The organism is Ruegeria sp. HKCCD7296 (assembly GCF_013110775.1).
In the GTDB taxonomy this organism is placed as follows: Bacteria; Pseudomonadota; Alphaproteobacteria; order Rhodobacterales; family Rhodobacteraceae; genus Ruegeria.
On record NZ_WVRF01000013.1, the window covers coordinates 1 to 19308 of the forward strand.

Below are 19308 nucleotides of genomic sequence, written 5' to 3' on the forward strand. Positions count from 1 at the left end.
GTCATAGCACGGGTGACATCACCGAAGCCTACGCGAAGGCCCTGCGCCCGCAACTACCCGAATTTGCCGAACGTATCGAAACCGGTCTGTTGTCATGAAATCGGAGGAGCTTTTCAAACTTGGGATTAAGATCGGGCGCGAAGCCGAACGCTATGACGAGGCATTCAAGAGGAAAATGCACGGGGTGGAACGGCGCACCATTGAACGCGCCGCTGCCGCGAGCCGCTGGTTCCTGATCTGCCTCGCCTGTGACCACCGTTTGGAGACACAACCGGCAAACGGGCCAAAACGCCGCGATCTGCCCGATTTAGCCACCTTGTTCGCGGAAAATGCGGAGACGATAGCAGACGTGTGGAAGTTAGGCCCTGACGAGCCACGCCGTGAATCCTTCATCAAGGCGTTCCTGCGAAAAGGCGTGACGGCGGACACAATCGCGGTTGCCACACAATACATGAATGCGCGTCTCGACGGGCTTGCACCTGATGCCGCGAAGAAGGCCGTCAAAGGGTGGAGCCGGTTCAGACCGTAGTTTTCCAAGTGACCCACTTGGAAAGCAAGAATGTAGCCTCACGTGAAAAAATGGGAATATTGGGTAGCACCTTAAACGAATTAGTGGTGCTGAAATGTCCAGATATCCCGTGACCCCACCCGCTGATGCGGTGCTGCTGACCGAGCATCAGAAGGCGGCGGAGCTTCAACTAAGTTTGTCCTTCTTGCGCAAGGACCGGCTTAGGGAACATCCAAAAATTCCATTCGTAAAGTTTGGCGGAGCGGTCCGCTATCACCGCGAGAACAACGCGCCGGTGAAATCCGATGCCGCGCAATGACGACCCCGCCGAGAAACGCTTGGCGTCCGTATTGTCGGAGGTGCACTATGGATGAATTTCTGGAAAAACTGTTCACACCGTCGGTCTACGATATCGGCCCCACAGAGAGCGTGTGCATTGGCGTTCAATACAAGAGCGGCGCATATGTCGCTCGCCCGTGGCCCTTCACTGATCTGACCGGGGAAGACACGCATTTCTCCCTGCACCTGTTCGAGTTCAACACGCCCACCACGGCGCATGACTTCCGGCGGCGCAAGGAACGCTGGACTGGGACGCCACTAATCGGCCTGGACGACGTTGGCGAGGTGAAGAACGGCGTCCGGATCAAGGAGCCGCCCGTCAAGCCCACATTCATCATCGAAACGAAACCGGGGTCCACGCAGTGGGTTTACGCCCTGAACCGAATTGTGCGCGACCCTAGCAAGGTCGCCACGGTCCTGCGCAGCGCGTCCGAGGGTGGACTGACGGACCCGTGCGTGACCGACATCACGCGGATTTTCCGCCTACCCGGTTCTCTGCCGCCAAACAAGCAGGTACCGGCCAAACTGGTCTATTCCGATTTTTCCCGGCGGTTCAATCCGGATGTTCTGGTCGAGAAGGCGTTCCAGGTGCCGCTGGTGCAGGAAACCGTCTCGGTCTACCGCACCGGCGGTGCCGTGCGTCGTGGCGTCCCGGTCGAGATCAAGACCGACGACCCGCTGCTGCAGTGGCTGTCGGATGGCGGTCACGTCCTAGGGCAATTCACGAATGACGGCTGGGTGCCCATCCGCTGCCCGTTCAGCGCCGAACACAGCAGCTGTGACGAGACCGGAACTTATTACCACCCGCCCAACTCGGCTGACTCTGAACGAGCAATCTACTGCTTCCACGGCCATTGCAAGAACAGGCGCAGCAAGGACTACCGCGACCGCTTCGCAGACCTTGGCGCGCCGGTGGTTGCAGTGATGGGGGACAAGCTCGGCAGGGCGCGGTTCGGACATCTTTCAAGGTCTGGAACCCGCGCCGAACGCCGCGCAAAAATGATGGATGTGAAGATATGAAAAAGGAGCGACTAAAGGCGAAACTCGCTGACATCGCTGAATTGGATTCTGCCGTGGACCGCGATGCGGCACTCCACAAACTGTGGCTTAAGGTGAGACAGAAAGGCGTTCGGAAGGTTACGCTGGAAAAGTCTCTCAAACGCATGATAACGGCGCGAGATAGAACCAGCGTAGGCGAGCAGTTGGCCGAAATGTTCGCGGACGGCGAATATTTCGTTCTCCGCCAGGGCGGGAAAGTCCGTGTGGGGTATTGGGCCGTGGAAGCGTTCAACGCGGACGGCGATACCCGGAAAGTGTTGAACCTGATGACCCGCGCCGATTTCGCGTTGCTGATGGAAAACGAGTTCATAAGGGTCGGCAACGAAAGCGAACCTGCGAGCCGCCTGTGGCTCGAAAGCTTGGACCGGCCTACGTACCTGTCGGTCGCCCTCGACCCTACCGGCACGGTATCCGAGGACGTGCTGAACCTCTGGCAGGGGTTCGGCGTCGTACCGAAGCACGGTGACTGCCAGATCATCCTCGACCACATTTTTGACGTGCTGTGCGCAGGCGACGTGGAATTATATGAGTACGTTATGGACTGGTTCGCGCTCAAAGTCCAAAACCCGACCCGTGTGATGGGTACGATGCTGGTGTTCCGGTCTGGGCAGGGAACCGGGAAAGGCATCATTCTCGAAGACCTGATGATGCGGATTTTCGGGCAGCACGGGCTGCTGGTCGATGACGCGGAGCAACTGACCGGCAAGTTCAACAAGCACCTCGCAAACGCCTGCTATGTGTTTGCTGATGAGGCGTTGTTCGCGGGCGATAAACGGGCGGCGCAGAAGCTTAAACGCCGCGTGACGGGAGGAACCATCGCAATTGAGCCGAAAGGCATAGACAGCTTTTCTGTGGCCTCATCGATGGGCATCGTGGCCGCAACCAACCGGGACCATGCAATCCAAATCGACGTGGACGACCGCCGCGTGGTGGTCTGCGAGGTCGCAGACCATCGGAAAGACGACACTGAATACTTCAAGCCTCTGCACGACCACATTCGCGGCGACGGTGCGGCGCACTTTCTGCAAAAAATGCTCGACCGCGACGTGTCCGGCTTCAACCCAATGGCAGACCGCGTGATCACGGAAGCGACCTTGGAACAGCGCGCTAGGTCACTCACGGGGCCGCAGCGGTGGTGGGCCAGCATCGTCGAAGATGGCGAACTACCCAAAGAATTGGTGCTGGCATCGTTCTCGGAAGCAAACGGCGAAGTTGACCCAATCGGAACGGGCTGGGAAGGGCGCACATTCACGGTTTCTAGGCAGAAAGTTCGTGAGGTTTACGAGGAATGGGCGCGCGGTCACGGCAATGAGCGATACAACATTCCATATGGAAAGGCCTTCTGGAACCAACTACGTGCCTGTGGTGCATTCGATTTGGAGGTTTCTGCATCCAACACTGACCGACAGGTGACTATCGGAGATTTGCCGAGCCAAAAAAGAGCGATAGCCAATTTTCTCAGGGGCGCTGTGCGCGATTAGAAAACAACAAAGGCAGAAAAGTCAGAAAAGTATTGAATTCTCTAACGTGGAAATGAACGTACTAAAACACACACGCATTTCCCCGTATGAGAAACCTGAAGTTTTCTTTGTTCTGCAGCCTTTCTGTATCGCGCGCGCCCGTGGATGCGCCGCGCGCAGATTGGGGTCGTGTCAAGAACCGTCGTGAGCGACGCAGGCAAACCGCGCATTCCCGCGAAACCAAAAACCAATGCCGATCGAGATACACAAAGAGATAGACTTGGTACCAGCATTCAATGAGGCTTAGTCGATCGAAAGGTAGGCGTCGGGGTGGGTTTTGTCAGGCCAGGCATAATCCCGAAAATACCCCCCCACCCCGACAAAAAACTCGGGGGCGAGTGGAGCTTGGCACCGCCACAGCCCGTCACCCCTTCCCAAAAAATTTTTCGATTTTTTTGAATAAACAACCTCAGACAGCGGCAGGCTGATCGCTCTCGCGCCTCCAAGAGCTGCCATTCATTTGAAGTTCACTAGATTGACGTGTTGGCAAAGAAGCCACAACCGCACAATAATCCAAAATGAGGTCCAACTGACGCCAAATCCCTGTGATGACTTCACGATGCAGAGGTCAACTCTGCAACCTCCCTGTTGGACTGGCCGGCGCGTTTGCGCCGGTCTTTTTCTTCTCAGTCACGTGCCCTCAAAGTCGACGTATTTCTTAAGGCCAATTTGGGCTCTACGCAGACACCCGATCCATTCCGATGATTATCCGCAATGCGGACGAAGCGCCATTTCGCTGCGACCTCGCCAATGTCTGCTTTGACGTTCAAGAAGCGCCAAAAACGGTGGGTTTTGGAACTTTCGGGTAAACGTTAGCTCTTGCCCCGGTGCTTGGGTCATTCGTTCGAGCAGGTGTCTGAGAACGAATTTGAAATACCAACTGGCCGTATTCTCGCTTAAGTGGTAATTCACAATTGGTGCGCGCTCACTGGAGGAGTCCCAGCCATGCCGTCAATGCGCTTGGAATTCCCACGAAAAATGCAACCAGCCACTTCCAATGCTGTCGCCAGAATTTAATAGGTCTTGAGAAAGGCGACCTGACTTCAATATTCACTACCGATCGAAGCGCCTCAAGGTCAGTTGTGATTGGTTTCCCATCCATGTCCTTTCGAAGCGTCATGCGAAGTGTAAGTACACTCTGGCCAGTACCTGCTGGCCTGACTGCCCAATCCCAATGAGTAACTCCTGACACCAAAATATCTTGCTCATCAGAGCTTAGAGACTTTAGCTGCAATAAGTCGTCCTCGCAGATGAGCTGCGCTTTCATGCGCAAACCAATCTTCGAAACCGATTGCTCGAGTACCCTCCCTGTTCCGTGCATACTTTTTTCCATGTCGGCTCGCTCTGCCACTGAGAGAACATCAGATACCTTGATCCGAAGCTGAACAGTTTCAATCAAATCTACCCACATGAGCTTCGGCGGGTTGAAAAGCGCGCGGCCTTTCCGAAACTTCCATCTTCGACTTCTGGAGCCTCGCTTAGATGGACTCGAGGCGGCGGAACTGTTCGGCGTCTTCTCCTTAATGTGACTGAGCAACTCATCGCATGACTGGAATCTTCGCTCAGGCTCCGGATCGGTCATCTTCTCAAGCCCCGATTTGAGAGGCTCTGGAATGACTATGCGGTTTCGTGCTCCGCCCTCATTGACCAATATTCTGCTTGTGTTGGTGGTGTCGCTCGGATCTTGACCGTGCACGGCTGCCAAAAGAGTTACGCCAAGCGAGTAGAGGTCAGACCGAGGTTCAGTTCGCCCTGCAAGTTGTTCTGGAGCCAGATACTGCATGCCGTTTGAAGGCAAGTTGCGTGGTTTATTTGCGCGCCCCACCAAGTCCAAGGTGCGTAATTTGTTGGTCGTAAAACCAACAAGGACTGGTTGCTCCCAATCGCCGTTTTTCAAGACGACCTTTTTGGGCGCGATGGCGCCGTGCACTACACCTTGAAGATGGGCGACCCTCAAGCCTGCCGACAGTCGACGACAAATTATCAGGGCGTTCTCTGGGGACATTCCTCCCTGTCGAACAATGGAGTCCAGCACCGGACCTTCTATAAATTCCGAGATTATGACTACTCGACCATCATCCAAACGGCTGCATTCGACGTAACGAACAATCGCATCGTGAGTGACGTCACGTAGCTTTTCCTTGAGATTCATCAATTCGAGAGAGCCACCGTTACCGGACAATTCACCAGTGATTAGCTCCACGGCGAACTTGCGGCCCGTAATTTCGTTTCTGGCGAGATATGTCTCCTTAAGCTTTCCGCGCGTTAGTGCAGCTTCCAAGCGGTAAGTGTGATTGAGCAAATCTCCAACAGTACTCTGATCTTTCTTAGCTGGTGTCACAATTAATTCCATCTATCGCTGGACGACCTTGCCTCGCGCACCCAATGCTCACAAAATTTTCGGTTCATCGTCAAAGGGCCGTTGAGCTCAACCTAAGTTTGTCAAAATCGGTCGTTTTTGTCACAGGTGTCGCTCTCGCCGAGGTCGAAGAATCTTGTACCAGAAACCCTTGGCAAAGTTGCGTTTGATTTTGTCACGATTTTGACCGCTATTCAAAAGCTGCCGTTCGCTTAGCCCGCAGCCTGCGCAAAATTGGGCTCAGTCCGGTCGTTCGCTGCACTCGGCGTGAACGACCGCTACGCGGACTAAGCTGCCTTTGTATTTTGGCTCTTTTGGGCTGCCTTGGCCTTTCGCAACAAAAACAGACGGAACTAAGGGCGGCCTCAACCCCAGTTAGCCAAACTAAATCCAATCACTAAGATTTGCTCGTCGCAAAACATGTGTTGATAGTGGTGAAGTGAGCAAATGTTAGGAAAAAACATACTCGAACCTCTGATAAGTAATTGCGCTTCTGGCTAGGAAGCGAAGATGTAATCTATCTTGCAGTATACGGCTGAAGGCCTTTTTGACATGATAGAGCGCCGCTGTCGGATTCGGTCGATCCTTCGCTCGTCAAGTACGACCATCGAACTCCAGTACTTGAAAAATCCAGCTTCAAAATGCCGGGAATATTAGTAATCAGCCGGTCAGCAAAAGCAGCGGGTTCTACTTGATCGACCAATATCTCCCCGCCGGCACCAGAGATGAAGATTACAGTGCCATCTTTACTTGGTGTACCGCTGGCATCCAGCGGTTTACTGCGCTCATAGAAGTGGTTGTGCCCGTTCAACACAAGTGTGGCGTTGGAGTCCGCCAAGATTCCAAACAATGCTCGCGCGTTATCGCTATCCTTCCGTGGTGCTGTTGAATAGGCAGGTTTGTGATAGTATGCAGCGATGCAAGAATATGGATAGGCGCTGATAATACCTTTTAACCATGTGGCCTGTGACGAGCCAGGCGACGCATCTATCTCGATGTTTAGGGATAAAATGAGCCAGTTTTCTGTTACAAGCCCATAGTAGCCGGCGCGATCTGGCCCAGCACGTTCTTGCCAGTAGTCGTAGTATCCGTAGGCGCCCGGTGACTTGTATTAATGATTCCCGGGAGTAGGCCATGTCCGCGCTTTAGCAGAACCCCAGTAAGGATCATAGCAATCGTTGAAGGCGGCCGGTTCTCCACGCTTGTATGCAAGGTCTCCCAGAGCCAACACAATGGCATCCGGTTGATTGCTCAGCAATTTCGTTGTGGCAACCATACCATCGTTAGGGTTCAATTTGCTTCAGGCAATATTCAGTGAGTAACTGAGATTTCGAAACGCTCGATTCATTGAGCCCTCTGTATCACAGTTGGCGATGTCTCCAGCCGCTAAAACAGTAAATGGCTCTTTCAGCTCGAGATCATGGATTCGATTTGTGTCAAAGACATCAGTTTCGACGGCATAAAAAGTTTGTCGGACCACTGAAGCCGCTATGGACACTAATTTACCCAGTGTCACCGCTAAAGCCACGATCACAACTAGCCCGCCAACAAAAGCCCACACAACTTTTTGTTTCACTACTGCTCACCTTGAACAGGAATATGGTAGAACTTGGCAGGCAAAGAAAATCATTGCAACCTTCAATGCGTTTCTAGGATCAGGACCCATTGATTTCTGTGGGGTTGCGTGATTCACAGTTTGAAAAACGAGCGGTGAACATGTCTGATCTGTTTTGGCTGACCGACGCCCAGATGGCGCGTCTTGAGCCCTTCTTCCCAAAGTCTCATTGCAAACCCCGCGTCGATGACCGGCGGGTGTTGAGCGGGATAGTCTTTATTAATCGCAATGGTTTGCGCTGGCGCGATGCGCCGAAGGAATACGGCCCGCACAAGACTCTCTACAACCGCTGGAAACGTTGGAGCGACAAGGGCATCTTCGCCCGGATGATGGTCGGATTGGCCGCGGCGCTCGATCTGCGCCAGTCGCTCTTCGTATGTGTAAGCCGACTCAAAGTAGTTCACGTCCAAACCAACGGCCCAACGCATTGTCAAAGCGTCGTTTTCTATCATGCCGGTGAGTGTGCGATGGGTATCCTCGGATCCGGTGGCCGTTCGTGTCGCAGTTATTCCGTTGCTTCTGGCCAAGTCCTGAAAATACTCAGCTGCTTCCAGAAACACGGCATCGCTTGGTTTGATGACGAATTGCTTCATGTACCCAAGCGCAGTCTCGCGGACCGTGCCTGACGGCGTGCCGTCTTCGTCGGTTTCGATGACTGCCCCACGCGGCGGCTCGAAATCTGCCGTTACACCGGCAATCTCGAGAGCCAGTGAGTTGCACCAGAATGAGTGGCCGCCCTGATCCATCAGACATCCCGGACGGTCGGCCACCGCCTCGTCAAAAAGGTCGCGGTGCGGGTTTTCCTCGGGGAATACGCCCTTTGGCCAACCCATACCCAAGATCCACTCCTTCTCCGGGTTGGCCCGCGCATAGGCTGCGATCTGGTCCCTGATGTCCTCTGCCGATTCCGACGCACCGTCGATGGACAACTGATCGACCTGCCGGATCGCGTCGATGAAGGGGTGGGTGTGGGTATCCACCAAGCCGGGCATGACAAAGTGACCTTCGAGATCATAGGTTTCCATATTGGGGCCCGAAAGGGCTAAGACGTCTTCAGCAGCGCCTACGGCAATAAACCTCCCGTCCTTGATGGCCACGGCCTCGGCCCAAGACGCCTGTTCGTCCACAGTGTAGATTTTGCCGTTGGAATAGATCGCATCCGCTACGTCCTGTGCAACGACCGCTGTTGCCGTACAAAGCACAAATGCTGTAGATTTGAGTGTGATGCGCGCTGTCATATCAACCTCTCGACTTTCATGGCCGGCGCGACGTATTCAGCATTCAAGAAATCTGGGGTGCGCGCCAAACGCGGAGTTCCGTGAAAGTACTACCGGCTCAATGAAGGTACAATATTTTGGACACACCTTCAGTAAGGGGATAACGTGGCGACACAAGTGGAGAAAAGCATGAAGAACCTGACCGTTTTAGGGATTGCGGCGTCGATTTTGACGTTGAGCAGTGCAAATGCACAAGAAGCCGACACGATCTACACTGGCGGCACCATCTTCACGGTCAACGCAGAGATCCCTTTGGCTGAAGCCGTGGCAATCAAGAACCGGAAGTTCATTGCGGTCGGATCGGCCGAGAGTGTGGAAAACCACCGCGGCCCGGAAACGCAAGTCGTCGATTTGAACGGCGGCTTTGCCATGCCGGGGATCATCGATGTGCACATGCATCCCTTCGAGGATTTCCATCGCGACAGCTACCTGCTGGGAATCGAGGACAACAGCACGCCGGAGTCCATTCTGGCCGAGATCAAGGCCTATGCTGACGCCAACCCGGACAAGGAGTGGATCATCGGCGGCTCCTGGCCCCCCGGCATGTTCCCTGATGAAGCGCCGACACGAGAATTGCTGGATTCAGTCATCCCGGACCGTCCGGTATTCATTCAGGACCAGAGCGCTCACAGCGTCTGGATGAACACCAAGGCGCTTGAATTGTCAGGAATCATGGCGGCACGTGATGCTGACCTTCCGGACGGGTCAGTGGTGGTTCGGGATGGGTTTGGAGTTCCGAGTGGAACAATCCGAGAATTCGCAATCGGGTTCGCCCGGCGTTCCATGCCACCTTTTCCGAAAGAAGAAATGATCGGAACGGCAAGAGGATTTCAGGACCTGTTTCACTCACTCGGAATAACGAGCGTCAAAGCCGCTGCAGGCTATCAAAGCCACATTGATGCGGTTCATGCGCTGAATGACGCCGGAGAGTGGAAACTCCGCATGCACATGGCGATGAGCTACAACTATTATGATGCCGGCAGCACTCTGGACGAGCAGATCGAGACCATTCAAAGCGCGGATGACTATGTATTGGATTTCTTCGATCCCCGTGGTTTCAAAATCTTTTTGGATGGGACTCCGCCCACTCGAGAAGGCTGGTTGGTCAACCCTTACCCGGGAACCGACAACTTCGGCGTGCACTATTATTCGCCCGCTGACCTTCTTGCTCTCTATTCGCTGGCAACAGAGATGGATCGGGTGGTCATGGCCCACGGGACGGGTGACAGGTCAGTTCGTGAGAGTTTGAACGCTATCAAGGCAGTGAAAAAAGCCTTCCCGGAGTCCGACATCCGTCACCACCCGACGCACAACGGCCTGATCCGTGAAGAAGACATAAAGAGGTTTGCAGACCTTGGTTTGACGATCGAGCTATCGCCGATTGTCTGGTTCCCGTCAGCGACGGTCAAAACCTTCGAAGACGTCATGGGCCGGATGAATGTCGCCGCATACACCAACCCGCGCCGCTTGCTGGACGCCGGTGCGGAAGTCGCATTCGCAAGTGACTGGTCGGTCGGACCACTTGATCCATGGGCGAGGATAGGCTTTTTGGTTTCGCGGGTGAGGCCAGACGATCCGGAAAGCGGTCCTTTCTTTCCGCAAAATGCAGTCACTGCGTCGGAAGCAATCCGAGCTTCAACTCTTGGACCTGCGCATGTGATCGGTGTCGAAAACGAAACAGGTTCCATCGAGGTCGGCAAGTTCGCGGACATGATTGTCCTTGATCGCGACATCACAAAAATCGAGTCTACGGATATCAAGAATACCAAAGTTTTGCGAACGGTCTTCGCCGGAGAAGAAGTTTATCTAGCTGAGGAATAAGGCACGGCCCTACTAGCGCTTCTCTAGGTGTTCACCCATGCTGTTCGCGATTCCTACAGCAAGAATTGGTCAGTTTGTTGCATTACTTCACGCTTCTGGCGTCAGGAAGGAAGGAAGTATGAGAGAGACTTTTGAAAATAGACACCCTAAGCAGGGAAATAGTTGGAAACGACGCCGTCTGTTGCAGGGGATGGCGGCCGTGTCACTGGTACCGGGTTTTGCAGCGGCCGATGAACCTGTAGAACTGGCGTGGGGCGACTTGATACCGGAAGGTCAATCGGTACCGGAACCCATAACCGGCATTTTACAACATGGCGCTGCTTCCATGTTAAGTCAGCAGCCTCGGTATGAAGGGGTTCGCACAGATTGGAACGGACAGGTTGTTCGGCTTCCCGGGTATACAATTCCACTTGAGTTCAATGGTACTGCAGTAAGTGAGTTTATTCTGGTGCCTTATGTGGGCGCTTGTATACATGTACCGCCCCCACCGGCTAACCAGATGGTCTTTGTAAAGTCAGAGGTGCAATTTGAATTTGCAGAACTGTTTGAACCGGTGTGGGTCACAGGCGAGTTCAACACACGCGTGGCAAACACTCACTTGGCTGACATTGCCTACGAGTTGTCCGCTAAAAGAGTGGACCCCTATTCGGATTAAGCGGAAGTCTCTGAAACGTCGATACCTTTTAGAGCCGTTTCGTGATTTCGGAAACGCAATCACAGTTAAGCCAAAATGGTTACTGTTTCGATTTCACGGTCTGACAAAAAGTTCCACTCTTCGGCGGCTAAGGCAGTTGGCTGTTGAACATTCTTGGTATTGATCGGTTACTTGACGTTTGTGCGCTTTAGGATATTCAAAAGCGGTACTGGAGACGTAATTGAACCAGATCATAGTCGAAGTCATCGAAATTATGGTAAATATACTCGCCGCCAAGCGTCCAATCAGATTGGCCTAGCCTGTGATCATACCCGATACCGACCATCCAGTCAGTCTGACTGTCATCTATATCCGCAACGAACTCACCAACCGCGTCGAGCCCACTGTAAGCCACGCCCAAGCTGCCAAACAGCAAGCCACGACCATCCGCAATTTCCCGGCCAGCGACAAGTTTTAATCGAACTATCGCGTCGTATGCCAAACTGCCTCCGGTATCGGGGTCATTAATGCTGAGATCTTCAATATCAAACTGAAGTTCCGGGCCTATGTACCAGCCATTGTTCAGACTCCAATTGTAGCCAACACTGATACCCGCGACGAAACCGTCGTCACTGTCATCACCATCGAAAATAGCCGCGAGGTCCTCGAAATCACTGGAAGCGAAGCCCAGTTGTATACCGGCGTGGGCACCAGCCTAATAATCTTCGCCGGCTACAGGCGCGCTGCCCATAGCGATAAAGGCAATAATTAAGATTGCACTTTTTGTTTTCTTCACCGCAGGTATTCCTTTGTATTTTGACACTATAATAGTCTGGAGAATCAATTACTAGAACAACTTTCCTACCGACAGATTGAACGGGCATTGCCAACTTGTTTGTGCGTTCTGAACTGGTTAGGCCTCACGCATGAAGATGCCGTCCAAGATGCCTCGCCTGAAGGGCTTTCGTTTTCCGCGTGAGATCATCGCCTGTGCCGTCTGGGGGATCTGTTGCAAGCTTTTGTCTGTTGACGACGTCAGATGCCGCGGGTGAATGACCTTCGGTTAAATCAGTCGAAAGTCAGTTCATGATTTCCTTCAAAGGCGCACAATATCCTAAGGATGTGATCCTGTTCTCGGTGTTTTTCTATGTCCGATACGGTGTGTCATACCGGGATCTGGAAGAAATCATGGCCGAGCGCGGTGTGTAAGTGGATCACACCACGCTGAACCGATGGGTAACACGGTATTCTGGTGCAATCGCTGATGCAGCGCGTCGTCGCAAGGGACATTGCGACCGCTCCTGGCGAATGGATGAAACGCACATCAAACTAAAAGGTACATGGGTTTATCTTTATCGTGCCGTAGACAAACACGGTAAAACTCTTGATTTCATGCTGTCCGAGCGTCGAAACAAGCCGGCCGCCACAAGGTTTTTCGCCCGAATGCTGGAGGTCAACGGTCTGCCGCGAAAGATCGTGATCGACATAAGCGGTGCCAACACCGCTGGCATCAAGGCAATCAACAAGATGCTTGCGGGTTTTGGCTGCCCATCCCGATCGAGATGATCAGGCGGAAATATCTGAACAACATTGTAGAACAAGACCATCGTTTCATAAAACGGCGAACGCGCCCGATGCTCGGTTTCAAGAGCTTTCCCTCAGCAGCAGCAACACTTGCTGGCATCGAGGTGTCACACATGATCCGAAAGGGCCAATTCGCGCCCGGACTCTGTCCGTTTAAACAATTAGCTGAACTGGCAGCCTAACTTCGTTCCGATCGCCAAGACAGTTCGGCTAGCTCAAAACTTTGCAACAAAGCCTTTTACCCTGCGCGATTTCGTCAAACTTCCCCATGCAATGGCCAATAGTGGTATTGTGGACGGACAGCAGGTGATCTCGGAAGACTACATTGCAGACATTTTTTCTGCCGATGCAGATAAAGCTGCGGCTTGGGAGGATGGTCCTTACGCGTCGGCATTGCCGGGATTTAAACACTATAGCAACCAATGGTACGTGCTTGACGAGAATGTCGCGTTTGGCATCGGATCCTACGGTGCTTATATTGCCTTCAATCGCGAAACCGGGGTCGCAATAGCGAAATACTCAACTTACCCGACTAATCCTGATTAAGAGGCGGCAGGTCGAGATTTGCCCTGGCTTATGGAACAAGTAAGCCTTTACTAGGTTTGCGCTCGCAATCTACCAAGTGACCGCCTTAGGGTTTGGTGCATGCTGGCAATTTAGCCTTTCCAGGAGCCGATCTGTCGAAGCCTGATCGTTGCTGGAAGGCCATCAATTTAGATGACTAGCAAAGTTTTGTCTCAGTGTCTTCTGAGGTTGCACTGCAGATGCTAATTGCAATAAAGGTGCTGAACAGCCGGACGAAGATTTTGGAGATGTTTAGAATGCGACGCTGTGTTACATTTTTTTTGGGTGCATTTTTTATCTCGGCATGCGCCGGCGGCGGGGACCAACTGAACTCATCATCCAGTTCATTCCGGTACGACGGTCAGACATTTACAGTAAGCGATCGACCTGAAGCATCGAAGATACAGATTGGTCCCTCGGCCGCTTCCGCTGTTTTGGAGGGTCTTTTCGACGGAAGAACCTACGGCCTGTTCGACGACCCGACATCTGAGATATCCCGGTACCGAGCAGCTGCGCAAGCGTACCTGAACTCCACCGGAAGGATTTGTGGTATCACCAGCGGCGGCTTGATAAATAACCCGGTGTTCGAATTTTCTTATCAATGCTAAGTCGAGGTTGACGGGCAACAGACTTGAATGATGTAAGCGTTCAGACGGTATCTGATCTTTCTCAATTCGTAGCGTGAACATCGAAGTTCCCTAGAGGAAATTCTAAGTCATCGGCAATAGCGGTGGCACTACTCAATTGGAGCTGTCGGGTCTGCTAAACCGAGACACCTTCCCACCTCGAGAATAGAGTAGAAGTGGTCCCTTTGCTTACGCCGTTCTCACCCCATACCCGGTGGATCAACTCTTATGCACATCAAGGCCTTTAACACCACCGATTGGAGCGCTGAGCTCATCTAAGTCGGATAACAACATCGTCGAGCAGTGCCACCGGTTCAACAAGAGGCGCACTCGGCCTAATCTGGAGTTCAGAGTTTTCGCTTCTGCAGCAGCATCCTGGAATGCCTCATCTGACTGTCTAGCCCCCGTGTTCTGGGCCATTTCGGACTAGAGTTTCGGGGACTGGTGGGCGCATGTTGAGGGCCTGATGCGGTCGGGTGTGGTTGTATTGCCTGAGCCAGCAATTGATCACGATCTGTGCCTGCTTGGTCGTTGTGAACCATTCGGAATTGAGAACCTCGCGGCGGAGCGTTCCATTGAACCTCTCGTTGTATCCGTTCTCCCAGGGAGAGCCCGGGTAGATCCGGGTCGGGTTCACACCGACCTTCTCGAGCCAACTCTGGGTCGCCCGTGAAGAGAACTCTGGGCCGTTATCGCTTCGAACGAAATCAGGCTTTCCGTGGCGCAGGAACAGCCCGTAGAGAACCTCCAGCACATCTTCAGAACCCATGCGGGTCCGAACTTCCACTGCAAGCGCCTGGCGGGTGTATTCATCCAAAACCGTGAGCATCTTGTAGCTCCGCCCATTGCTCAGCTTGTCGTGAACGAAATCGACGCTCCAGACATGGTTGGGATGCGTCGGTCGGAGTCGAATGATCGAGCTGTCCTTGTGGTACAGGCGACGCTTCTTCTTGTGCCGCTGCGGGAGTTGCAGACCTTCCTCCCGCCACAGCCGTTCTACCTTCTTGTGATTGACACGCCAGCCCTCGACCCGAAGTAGCTGCGCCACCTTACGGTAGCCATACCGGCCATAGCTCTTGGCCAGACGGATCATGGCCAGTCGAAGAGCATCATCGTTCTTCTCTACGGCCTGGTATTGCATGGAGCTGCGTGCAAGGCCGACCACCTTGCAGGTGCGACGCTCTGATGTGCCGAGCTTCTGGCGAGCATGAATGACGGCCTGACGAAGTTGGCTCGTCGTCAGGCCCTCGGTTTTAGGTAGTTCAGACTTTCTTTGAGGATCAGCTTGTCCAGTTCCAGTTCGGCCACGATCTTCTTCAGCCGAGCATTTTCTTTCTCCAGGCTGCGCAACTCCGACAGTTGCGACTTGCCCATGCCACCGAACCGACGCCGCCAATTGTAGTAGGTCGCATCGCTGACACCGACACCACGACAGGCTGTCCGAACATCATCGCCATCTGCCAGCTTCAGTTCAATCTCACGCAGCAGCTTCAGAATGTCTTCGTCCGAGTATCGCTTCCGAGCCATCCCTTGTTCCCCCCTCTCGACCAAAGTAGTGGCCCAATTTTACGGGGCAAAGACACGGTCCCGCAGCAACCAGATTCTTTGCCAAAGCGCTGTCTTCAAACGGAATCCCAGACAAAGTCCTCATCGATAAGAGCGGAGCCAACGCAGCCGGTATTCGAGAAGTGAAGAGGATTTTGAAGCGGTTTGGTTGCCAAGCCAAGGTGCAGACAATCAGGTCCAAATTTTTGAATAACATGATCGAGCAGGATCATCGGTTGATAAAACGGCGTGTTCGACATATGTGTGGGTTCAAATCCCTCGCATCCGCGTCCGCTACGCTGGATGGTATCGAGGTCGCCAACATGATCCGAAAGAAGCAATTCTCCAGCGCAGCTACCTCTGGCTTTCGGGTGTTTGCTTAGACGGCAGGATAGGTGTGCCTGGTAAGACGCTTACTCTGATCGTTCCAAAAATTTGCAACACAACCCTCGCCTCCTCCTTGCGAGTATGACTGCCATTTCTTTGGAATGACAGCGTTCGCAGCCCAAGTACGCACTTCGGAAATTGGTCTCGCGCTTTACCTTCGTGAGATTTAAGCTTGTACAATGAAGCCGATAATCCATCATCATCCGTCGATTGCGGTCTGGGGAGAACTGCTGCTCCCCTTATGTCTGCTTTTGACGTTGCTTTGGTGGCCGTTCTTTTTGGGAACTCAAGTCTCAGAGCAGACCTTTGAGGGCGTTTTTCTGCTTCTCATCGTTGTTGCCGCGGCGGCGGCATCGACCCGCCGCGTCACATTCGTCGCCGTGGTGGCATTCGGGCTGCTCTCCTTCATTCTGGACACGATGTCGAGCGACATGCTCCCGGCTTTCGAGCGGCTTGCGATCATCTTTGACCTGCTGTTCTCGTTGACCCTTGCCATCGGATTACTTGAGAAGATTTTTAGAACAACCGGTGACGTGAACTGGAGAGTGGTTGCCAACGCTCTCAGTGTTTATCTGCTCATCGGGTTCACCTTCGCCGCGATCTACAATCTGGTCGGGCTCGGCGACGTGTCCCTTGAGCTTGGATTCGCCGAGAGCGACCCGGATCTGGCGGCCTTCGTCACCACCTATTTCAGCTTCGTGACCATGACAACGCTCGGATACGGTGACATTGCGCCCGAAAACGCCCGCATTGCGAGCCTTGCGGTGGTTCAGGCGCTGATCGGGCAGTTTTACCTCGCGGTGATCGTGGCCCGGCTGGTCGGACTCGTGGTGGCGAGGCCTGTGAAGTGATTCCGGTCACTGAGCGGTTTCGATAGTCCGCTGCAGAACTTCTAAAAACGGCGTTGGCTGGATAGGGAATGCGGTCGAAAAAGGGTGTGAAAAACCAATGATGGCAAAGAACACTAATCCATTCATTCCCGCGAACATACCCAGAAACGACGAGCGCAGCAGTCCATGCGGCGTCGGAAAAAACGACAGGCAGGTCAAAACAAGCCCGACAACCGCAATCATCCAAAACATCGGGCTGATCGGCTCCTCGATATCGAAACTGCGCTGACCGCGTTCGTTTTCTATGTCGTTTATGTCGTTCAACATCGCTGACGCCGAATTCGATCTTTCCGCGTTATCCGCCAGCACAATGATCTGACGATAAATCGCATCGACCAGCAAATCCGCCTCTTCCAGCGGTCTTCCCGTCGCCATACTCGGCCATTCCTCATTCACGACCAGCCGGGTATAGCGCTCCAAGTCTTCTCGAATCGCTTCAGATTCATCGGTGCCGAACTCCTGAAGTTGGCGATAGAGTTGCTCGATCGCCAATGCCTCGTTGTCTATGCTTTCCCCAAGTTCATTGTATTCTGATCGCACGCTGGAAAAGGCGAGCGCAAGAATAAGGGCATGAACGGCACCGATCCTGACAGCCCCCCATTTGGCTGCATCCAGTGTCTCCTCTGATGGCTTATTCGGAAACAGCGCATGCGCACCCCAATGCGCGATCATCGCAAACAACGCAGGGATTAGGAACCAAAGCGCGGCTTCCAAAATAGGTAATGTCATCATAGCTTCGGCCCGCACTTCAAAGGGTTCCAATGGAACTCTAGATCGAAGGGTAGATAATCACAATCGTGCCATGACTGGTGCATCGGTTTGGCAATTTTCCGTTGAGCCCATCAGCGCTGCTGTGCCGCGAACAGCAGTTTCGTCCGCGACTCGGGCTTCGGTCTTGGACGCGGCGAATGTCGGCAGTCCGCCCTTCATGACGGGTGCTGCGCGTTTTACCAATGTGCAGTTCGGGCTCGACTCGGTCATCCGACTGTTTTTCTCAGATGACGGCTAAGCCCCGCTAAGAGGTCCTTCGGCAGCAGACAGTCCAACTTTCTGCATTTAGTGATCGCTCGGCACGATAGCAATCGCTGGCGATAATAGTCCGCTGTGCCTGTCGTTCGAACAAAACTACCGCCCAGCCATGCCGTAAAAGGCATAAATATTCGCAACTCATGCCGAATTACGATATATAAAATACATACTTATCACCTGGTGCCTTCACCTTCTGAGAACAGAGGAGTCTACTGTGCCAACACCTCTCTTCAAGCCTGGTCATTCTGGTAATCCGGGTGGGCGACCCAAGCTGGACCCAGAGACAAGAAAGTTGATCCAGTCGAACGGCGAGGTCGCTGTGAAACGCATGAACGATCTGTTGTCGATGGACGAACTCTTCAATCGCCGAGATGAGAATGGTGAGTTTGTATCAGGAAAACTTTCGGGGAAAGAACAAATTGCCTTGCTGGCCTTAGCTCAGGACCGAGCATTCGGACGCGCTGATGGCGTTAGCATCACGCACACCCACAGCGGAACTGTAGGCATGAACGTCAATCCAACACAGCGACTCAAAGACATCAGCGACCGCCTTCCAGAGAGATTGGCTCAACAGAAGGTGATTGAGGCAAAGCTGGATGACGATGAATAGCCTCCAACCATCTCGTAGCTGCTGCCAGGTTTGGAGGTTTGGGTTTGTATGCACAGGTCAATCGCTCGCGCGCGATAACGTAAGATTGACCAACCATTCTTGTGCGTTCGGTCCCTTCTGGTGGCATAGTGATCGACGGCGCTTGACACATCGCATCAGGAGAGTTTGGTAACCCTTGGGCTATAGCGCCACAAGAAGTGCGGCTAGAAATCCAATCATTTCGTGTAGCGCAGTTGCCTTAGAGTTGCCTTTAGGTGAACGTCCCTACGATAATCAAGTGGCCTAACCACGTAAAATAATGAAATTAAGATATAAAATTGGTACCGCCTCCCTGGCTTGAACAGGGGACCTCTGGATCCACAATCCAGCGCTCTAACCAACTGAGCTAAGGCGGCACTCGTGAGGGGCGATTTACCGAACGCGCCGGGGGAATGCAAGAGGATTAAAGCCGAAATTTCCAGCTTTGTTCGACAAGATCGACCCCAAAGGAATGCACCGGTTTGCTGTCTGTCAGTTCCCACCCAAACGCCTTGTAAAGCGAACATGCCGCCCTGTGGCTTTCGTGGGTCCACAGAACCATTTCCTGATATCCTGCGTTCCTTGCAAAGCCTGTGCAGGCTTTCAGCAGCCGCTTGCCCACCCCATGACCGCGTGCCTCGGGGACAAGCAGAAACAAGCGCAGTTTTGCCGTGTGCTGATCCAGACCTACACAAAAAATGCTGCCCAGCCGTTGCCTGCCCTGCTCTGCAATCCAGCCTCTTTCGCGGGTGGGATCGTGGGATGCGATGAACTCGTCAAGAATACGTGCCACCAAAGGCGCGAAACTGTCGTCAAACCCTTCATCACGCGCATAGAGCCTACCGTGCTGTTCGACCAGCCAGGCGGCGTCGTCAGGTTGAAAGGTTCTGAGTGTAACATCATCCATGATTTATCTGACCGCA

At 53.4% G+C, this 19308-nt stretch carries 19 protein-coding genes, 1 tRNA gene and 4 pseudogenes; 13 read left to right on the top strand and 11 right to left on the bottom strand.

Annotated features, from left to right (window positions below; genetic code table 11):
• Positions 1 to 94: 94 nt before the first annotated feature.
• From GS632_RS16040 to GS632_RS16055, 4 genes are all read left to right on the top strand, one after another.
• Entirely contained in the window at positions 95 to 529 is a 435-nt protein-coding gene (locus GS632_RS16040) for a hypothetical protein (protein ID WP_171722193.1), read from the top strand.
• Positions 530 to 623: 94 nt separating this feature from the next.
• Positions 624 to 827 carry a hypothetical protein gene (locus GS632_RS16045; protein WP_171722194.1) on the top strand — a complete coding sequence of 68 codons (204 nt, stop codon included), beginning with the start codon at positions 624 to 626 and terminating at the stop codon, positions 825 to 827.
• Between the two features lie 47 nt (positions 828 to 874).
• Positions 875 to 1867, top strand: coding sequence for a hypothetical protein (locus tag GS632_RS16050; protein ID WP_171722195.1), 993 nt, complete (start codon positions 875 to 877; stop codon positions 1865 to 1867).
• Positions 1864 to 3387 carry a DUF5906 domain-containing protein gene (locus tag GS632_RS16055; protein ID WP_171722196.1) on the top strand — a complete coding sequence of 508 codons (1524 nt, stop codon included), beginning with the start codon at positions 1864 to 1866 and terminating at the stop codon, positions 3385 to 3387. The genes GS632_RS16050 and GS632_RS16055 overlap by 4 nt, the downstream gene beginning before the upstream one ends.
• A gap of 964 nt (positions 3388 to 4351) precedes the next feature.
• On the opposite strand, the gene GS632_RS16060 is transcribed toward GS632_RS16055, so the two are convergent.
• From GS632_RS16060 to GS632_RS16070, 3 genes are all read right to left on the bottom strand, one after another.
• Positions 4352 to 5779: a protein kinase gene (locus GS632_RS16060; RefSeq protein ID WP_171236456.1), complete on the bottom strand. Its 1428-nt coding sequence runs from the start codon at positions 5777 to 5779 to the stop codon at positions 4352 to 4354.
• A 523-nt stretch (positions 5780 to 6302) separates the two neighbouring features.
• Positions 6303 to 6623: a hypothetical protein gene (locus GS632_RS16065; protein ID WP_171722197.1), complete on the bottom strand. Its 321-nt coding sequence runs from the start codon at positions 6621 to 6623 to the stop codon at positions 6303 to 6305.
• 462 nt (positions 6624 to 7085) lie between these two features.
• Positions 7086 to 7361: a hypothetical protein gene (locus GS632_RS16070; RefSeq protein WP_171722198.1), complete on the bottom strand. Its 276-nt coding sequence runs from the start codon at positions 7359 to 7361 to the stop codon at positions 7086 to 7088.
• A gap of 140 nt (positions 7362 to 7501) precedes the next feature.
• Here GS632_RS16070 and GS632_RS16075 point away from each other — a divergent pair.
• A pseudogene (locus GS632_RS16075) lies at positions 7502 to 7751 on the top strand (transposase); the annotation flags it as partial.
• 68 nt (positions 7752 to 7819) lie between these two features.
• Here GS632_RS16075 and GS632_RS22185 read toward each other — a convergent pair.
• Positions 7820 to 8638: pseudogene (locus tag GS632_RS22185) on the bottom strand (amidohydrolase); the annotation flags it as partial.
• Between the two features lie 168 nt (positions 8639 to 8806).
• On the opposite strand from GS632_RS22185, the gene GS632_RS16080 reads away from it, so the two are divergent.
• Positions 8807 to 10498: an amidohydrolase gene (locus tag GS632_RS16080; RefSeq protein ID WP_170390265.1), complete on the top strand. Its 1692-nt coding sequence runs from the start codon at positions 8807 to 8809 to the stop codon at positions 10496 to 10498.
• Positions 10499 to 10535: 37 nt separating this feature from the next.
• A complete protein-coding gene (locus GS632_RS16085) occupies positions 10536 to 11153 on the top strand; it encodes a DUF3299 domain-containing protein (RefSeq protein WP_253284492.1) in 618 nt (205 codons plus the stop codon).
• Positions 11154 to 11349: 196 nt separating this feature from the next.
• On the opposite strand, the gene GS632_RS16090 is transcribed toward GS632_RS16085, so the two are convergent.
• Positions 11350 to 11829, bottom strand: a complete 480-nt coding sequence (locus GS632_RS16090; protein ID WP_171722220.1) for an outer membrane beta-barrel protein — start codon at positions 11827 to 11829, stop codon at positions 11350 to 11352.
• A gap of 229 nt (positions 11830 to 12058) precedes the next feature.
• Here GS632_RS16090 and GS632_RS16095 point away from each other — a divergent pair.
• The 3 genes and pseudogenes from GS632_RS16095 to GS632_RS16105 form a co-directional block, all read left to right on the top strand.
• Positions 12059 to 12137 (top strand): annotated as a pseudogene (locus tag GS632_RS16095) (IS6 family transposase); the annotation flags it as partial.
• A gap of 81 nt (positions 12138 to 12218) precedes the next feature.
• A pseudogene (locus GS632_RS16100) lies at positions 12219 to 12898 on the top strand (IS6 family transposase).
• Positions 12899 to 13022: 124 nt separating this feature from the next.
• Positions 13023 to 13262 (top strand): hypothetical protein, encoded by a 240-nt coding sequence (locus GS632_RS16105; protein ID WP_170601788.1) that lies wholly within the window; start codon positions 13023 to 13025, stop codon positions 13260 to 13262.
• A 1041-nt stretch (positions 13263 to 14303) separates the two neighbouring features.
• Here GS632_RS16105 and GS632_RS16110 read toward each other — a convergent pair.
• Together GS632_RS16110 and GS632_RS16115 are read right to left on the bottom strand one after the other, a co-directional pair.
• Positions 14304 to 15149 (bottom strand): IS3 family transposase, encoded by an 846-nt coding sequence (locus tag GS632_RS16110; protein ID WP_253284500.1) that lies wholly within the window; start codon positions 15147 to 15149, stop codon positions 14304 to 14306.
• Complete coding sequence (locus tag GS632_RS16115) at positions 15146 to 15433, bottom strand: transposase (RefSeq protein WP_171127984.1); 288 nt, start codon at positions 15431 to 15433, stop codon at positions 15146 to 15148. Before GS632_RS16115 ends, GS632_RS16110 begins: the two co-directional genes overlap by 4 nt.
• 89 nt (positions 15434 to 15522) lie before the next feature.
• Here GS632_RS16115 and GS632_RS22385 point away from each other — a divergent pair, with 89 nt between their 5' ends.
• The gene (locus tag GS632_RS22385; protein WP_371810099.1) at positions 15523 to 15834 is read left to right on the top strand and encodes a DDE-type integrase/transposase/recombinase; all 312 of its coding nucleotides are present in this window, start codon (positions 15523 to 15525) and stop codon (positions 15832 to 15834) included.
• Positions 15835 to 16017: 183 nt separating this feature from the next.
• A complete protein-coding gene (locus tag GS632_RS16125) occupies positions 16018 to 16689 on the top strand; it encodes an ion channel (RefSeq protein ID WP_170390285.1) in 672 nt (223 codons plus the stop codon).
• Between the two features lie 6 nt (positions 16690 to 16695).
• Here GS632_RS16125 and GS632_RS16130 read toward each other — a convergent pair whose 3' ends face one another.
• Positions 16696 to 17442, bottom strand: a complete 747-nt coding sequence (locus GS632_RS16130) for a DUF4239 domain-containing protein (protein ID WP_171728251.1) — start codon at positions 17440 to 17442, stop codon at positions 16696 to 16698.
• A gap of 75 nt (positions 17443 to 17517) precedes the next feature.
• Complete coding sequence (locus GS632_RS16135; protein ID WP_171722200.1) at positions 17518 to 17709, bottom strand: hypothetical protein; 192 nt, start codon at positions 17707 to 17709, stop codon at positions 17518 to 17520.
• Positions 17710 to 18085: 376 nt separating this feature from the next.
• Between GS632_RS16135 and GS632_RS16140 the strand changes: the two genes are divergently transcribed.
• Positions 18086 to 18367 (top strand): hypothetical protein, encoded by a 282-nt coding sequence (locus GS632_RS16140; RefSeq protein ID WP_171722201.1) that lies wholly within the window; start codon positions 18086 to 18088, stop codon positions 18365 to 18367.
• A 318-nt stretch (positions 18368 to 18685) separates the two neighbouring features.
• Here GS632_RS16140 and GS632_RS16145 read toward each other — a convergent pair.
• Positions 18686 to 18762 (bottom strand) — tRNA-His (locus tag GS632_RS16145).
• 47 nt (positions 18763 to 18809) lie between these two features.
• A complete protein-coding gene (locus tag GS632_RS16150; RefSeq protein WP_171174835.1) occupies positions 18810 to 19292 on the bottom strand; it encodes a GNAT family N-acetyltransferase in 483 nt (160 codons plus the stop codon).
• Positions 19293 to 19308: the final 16 nt, after the last annotated feature.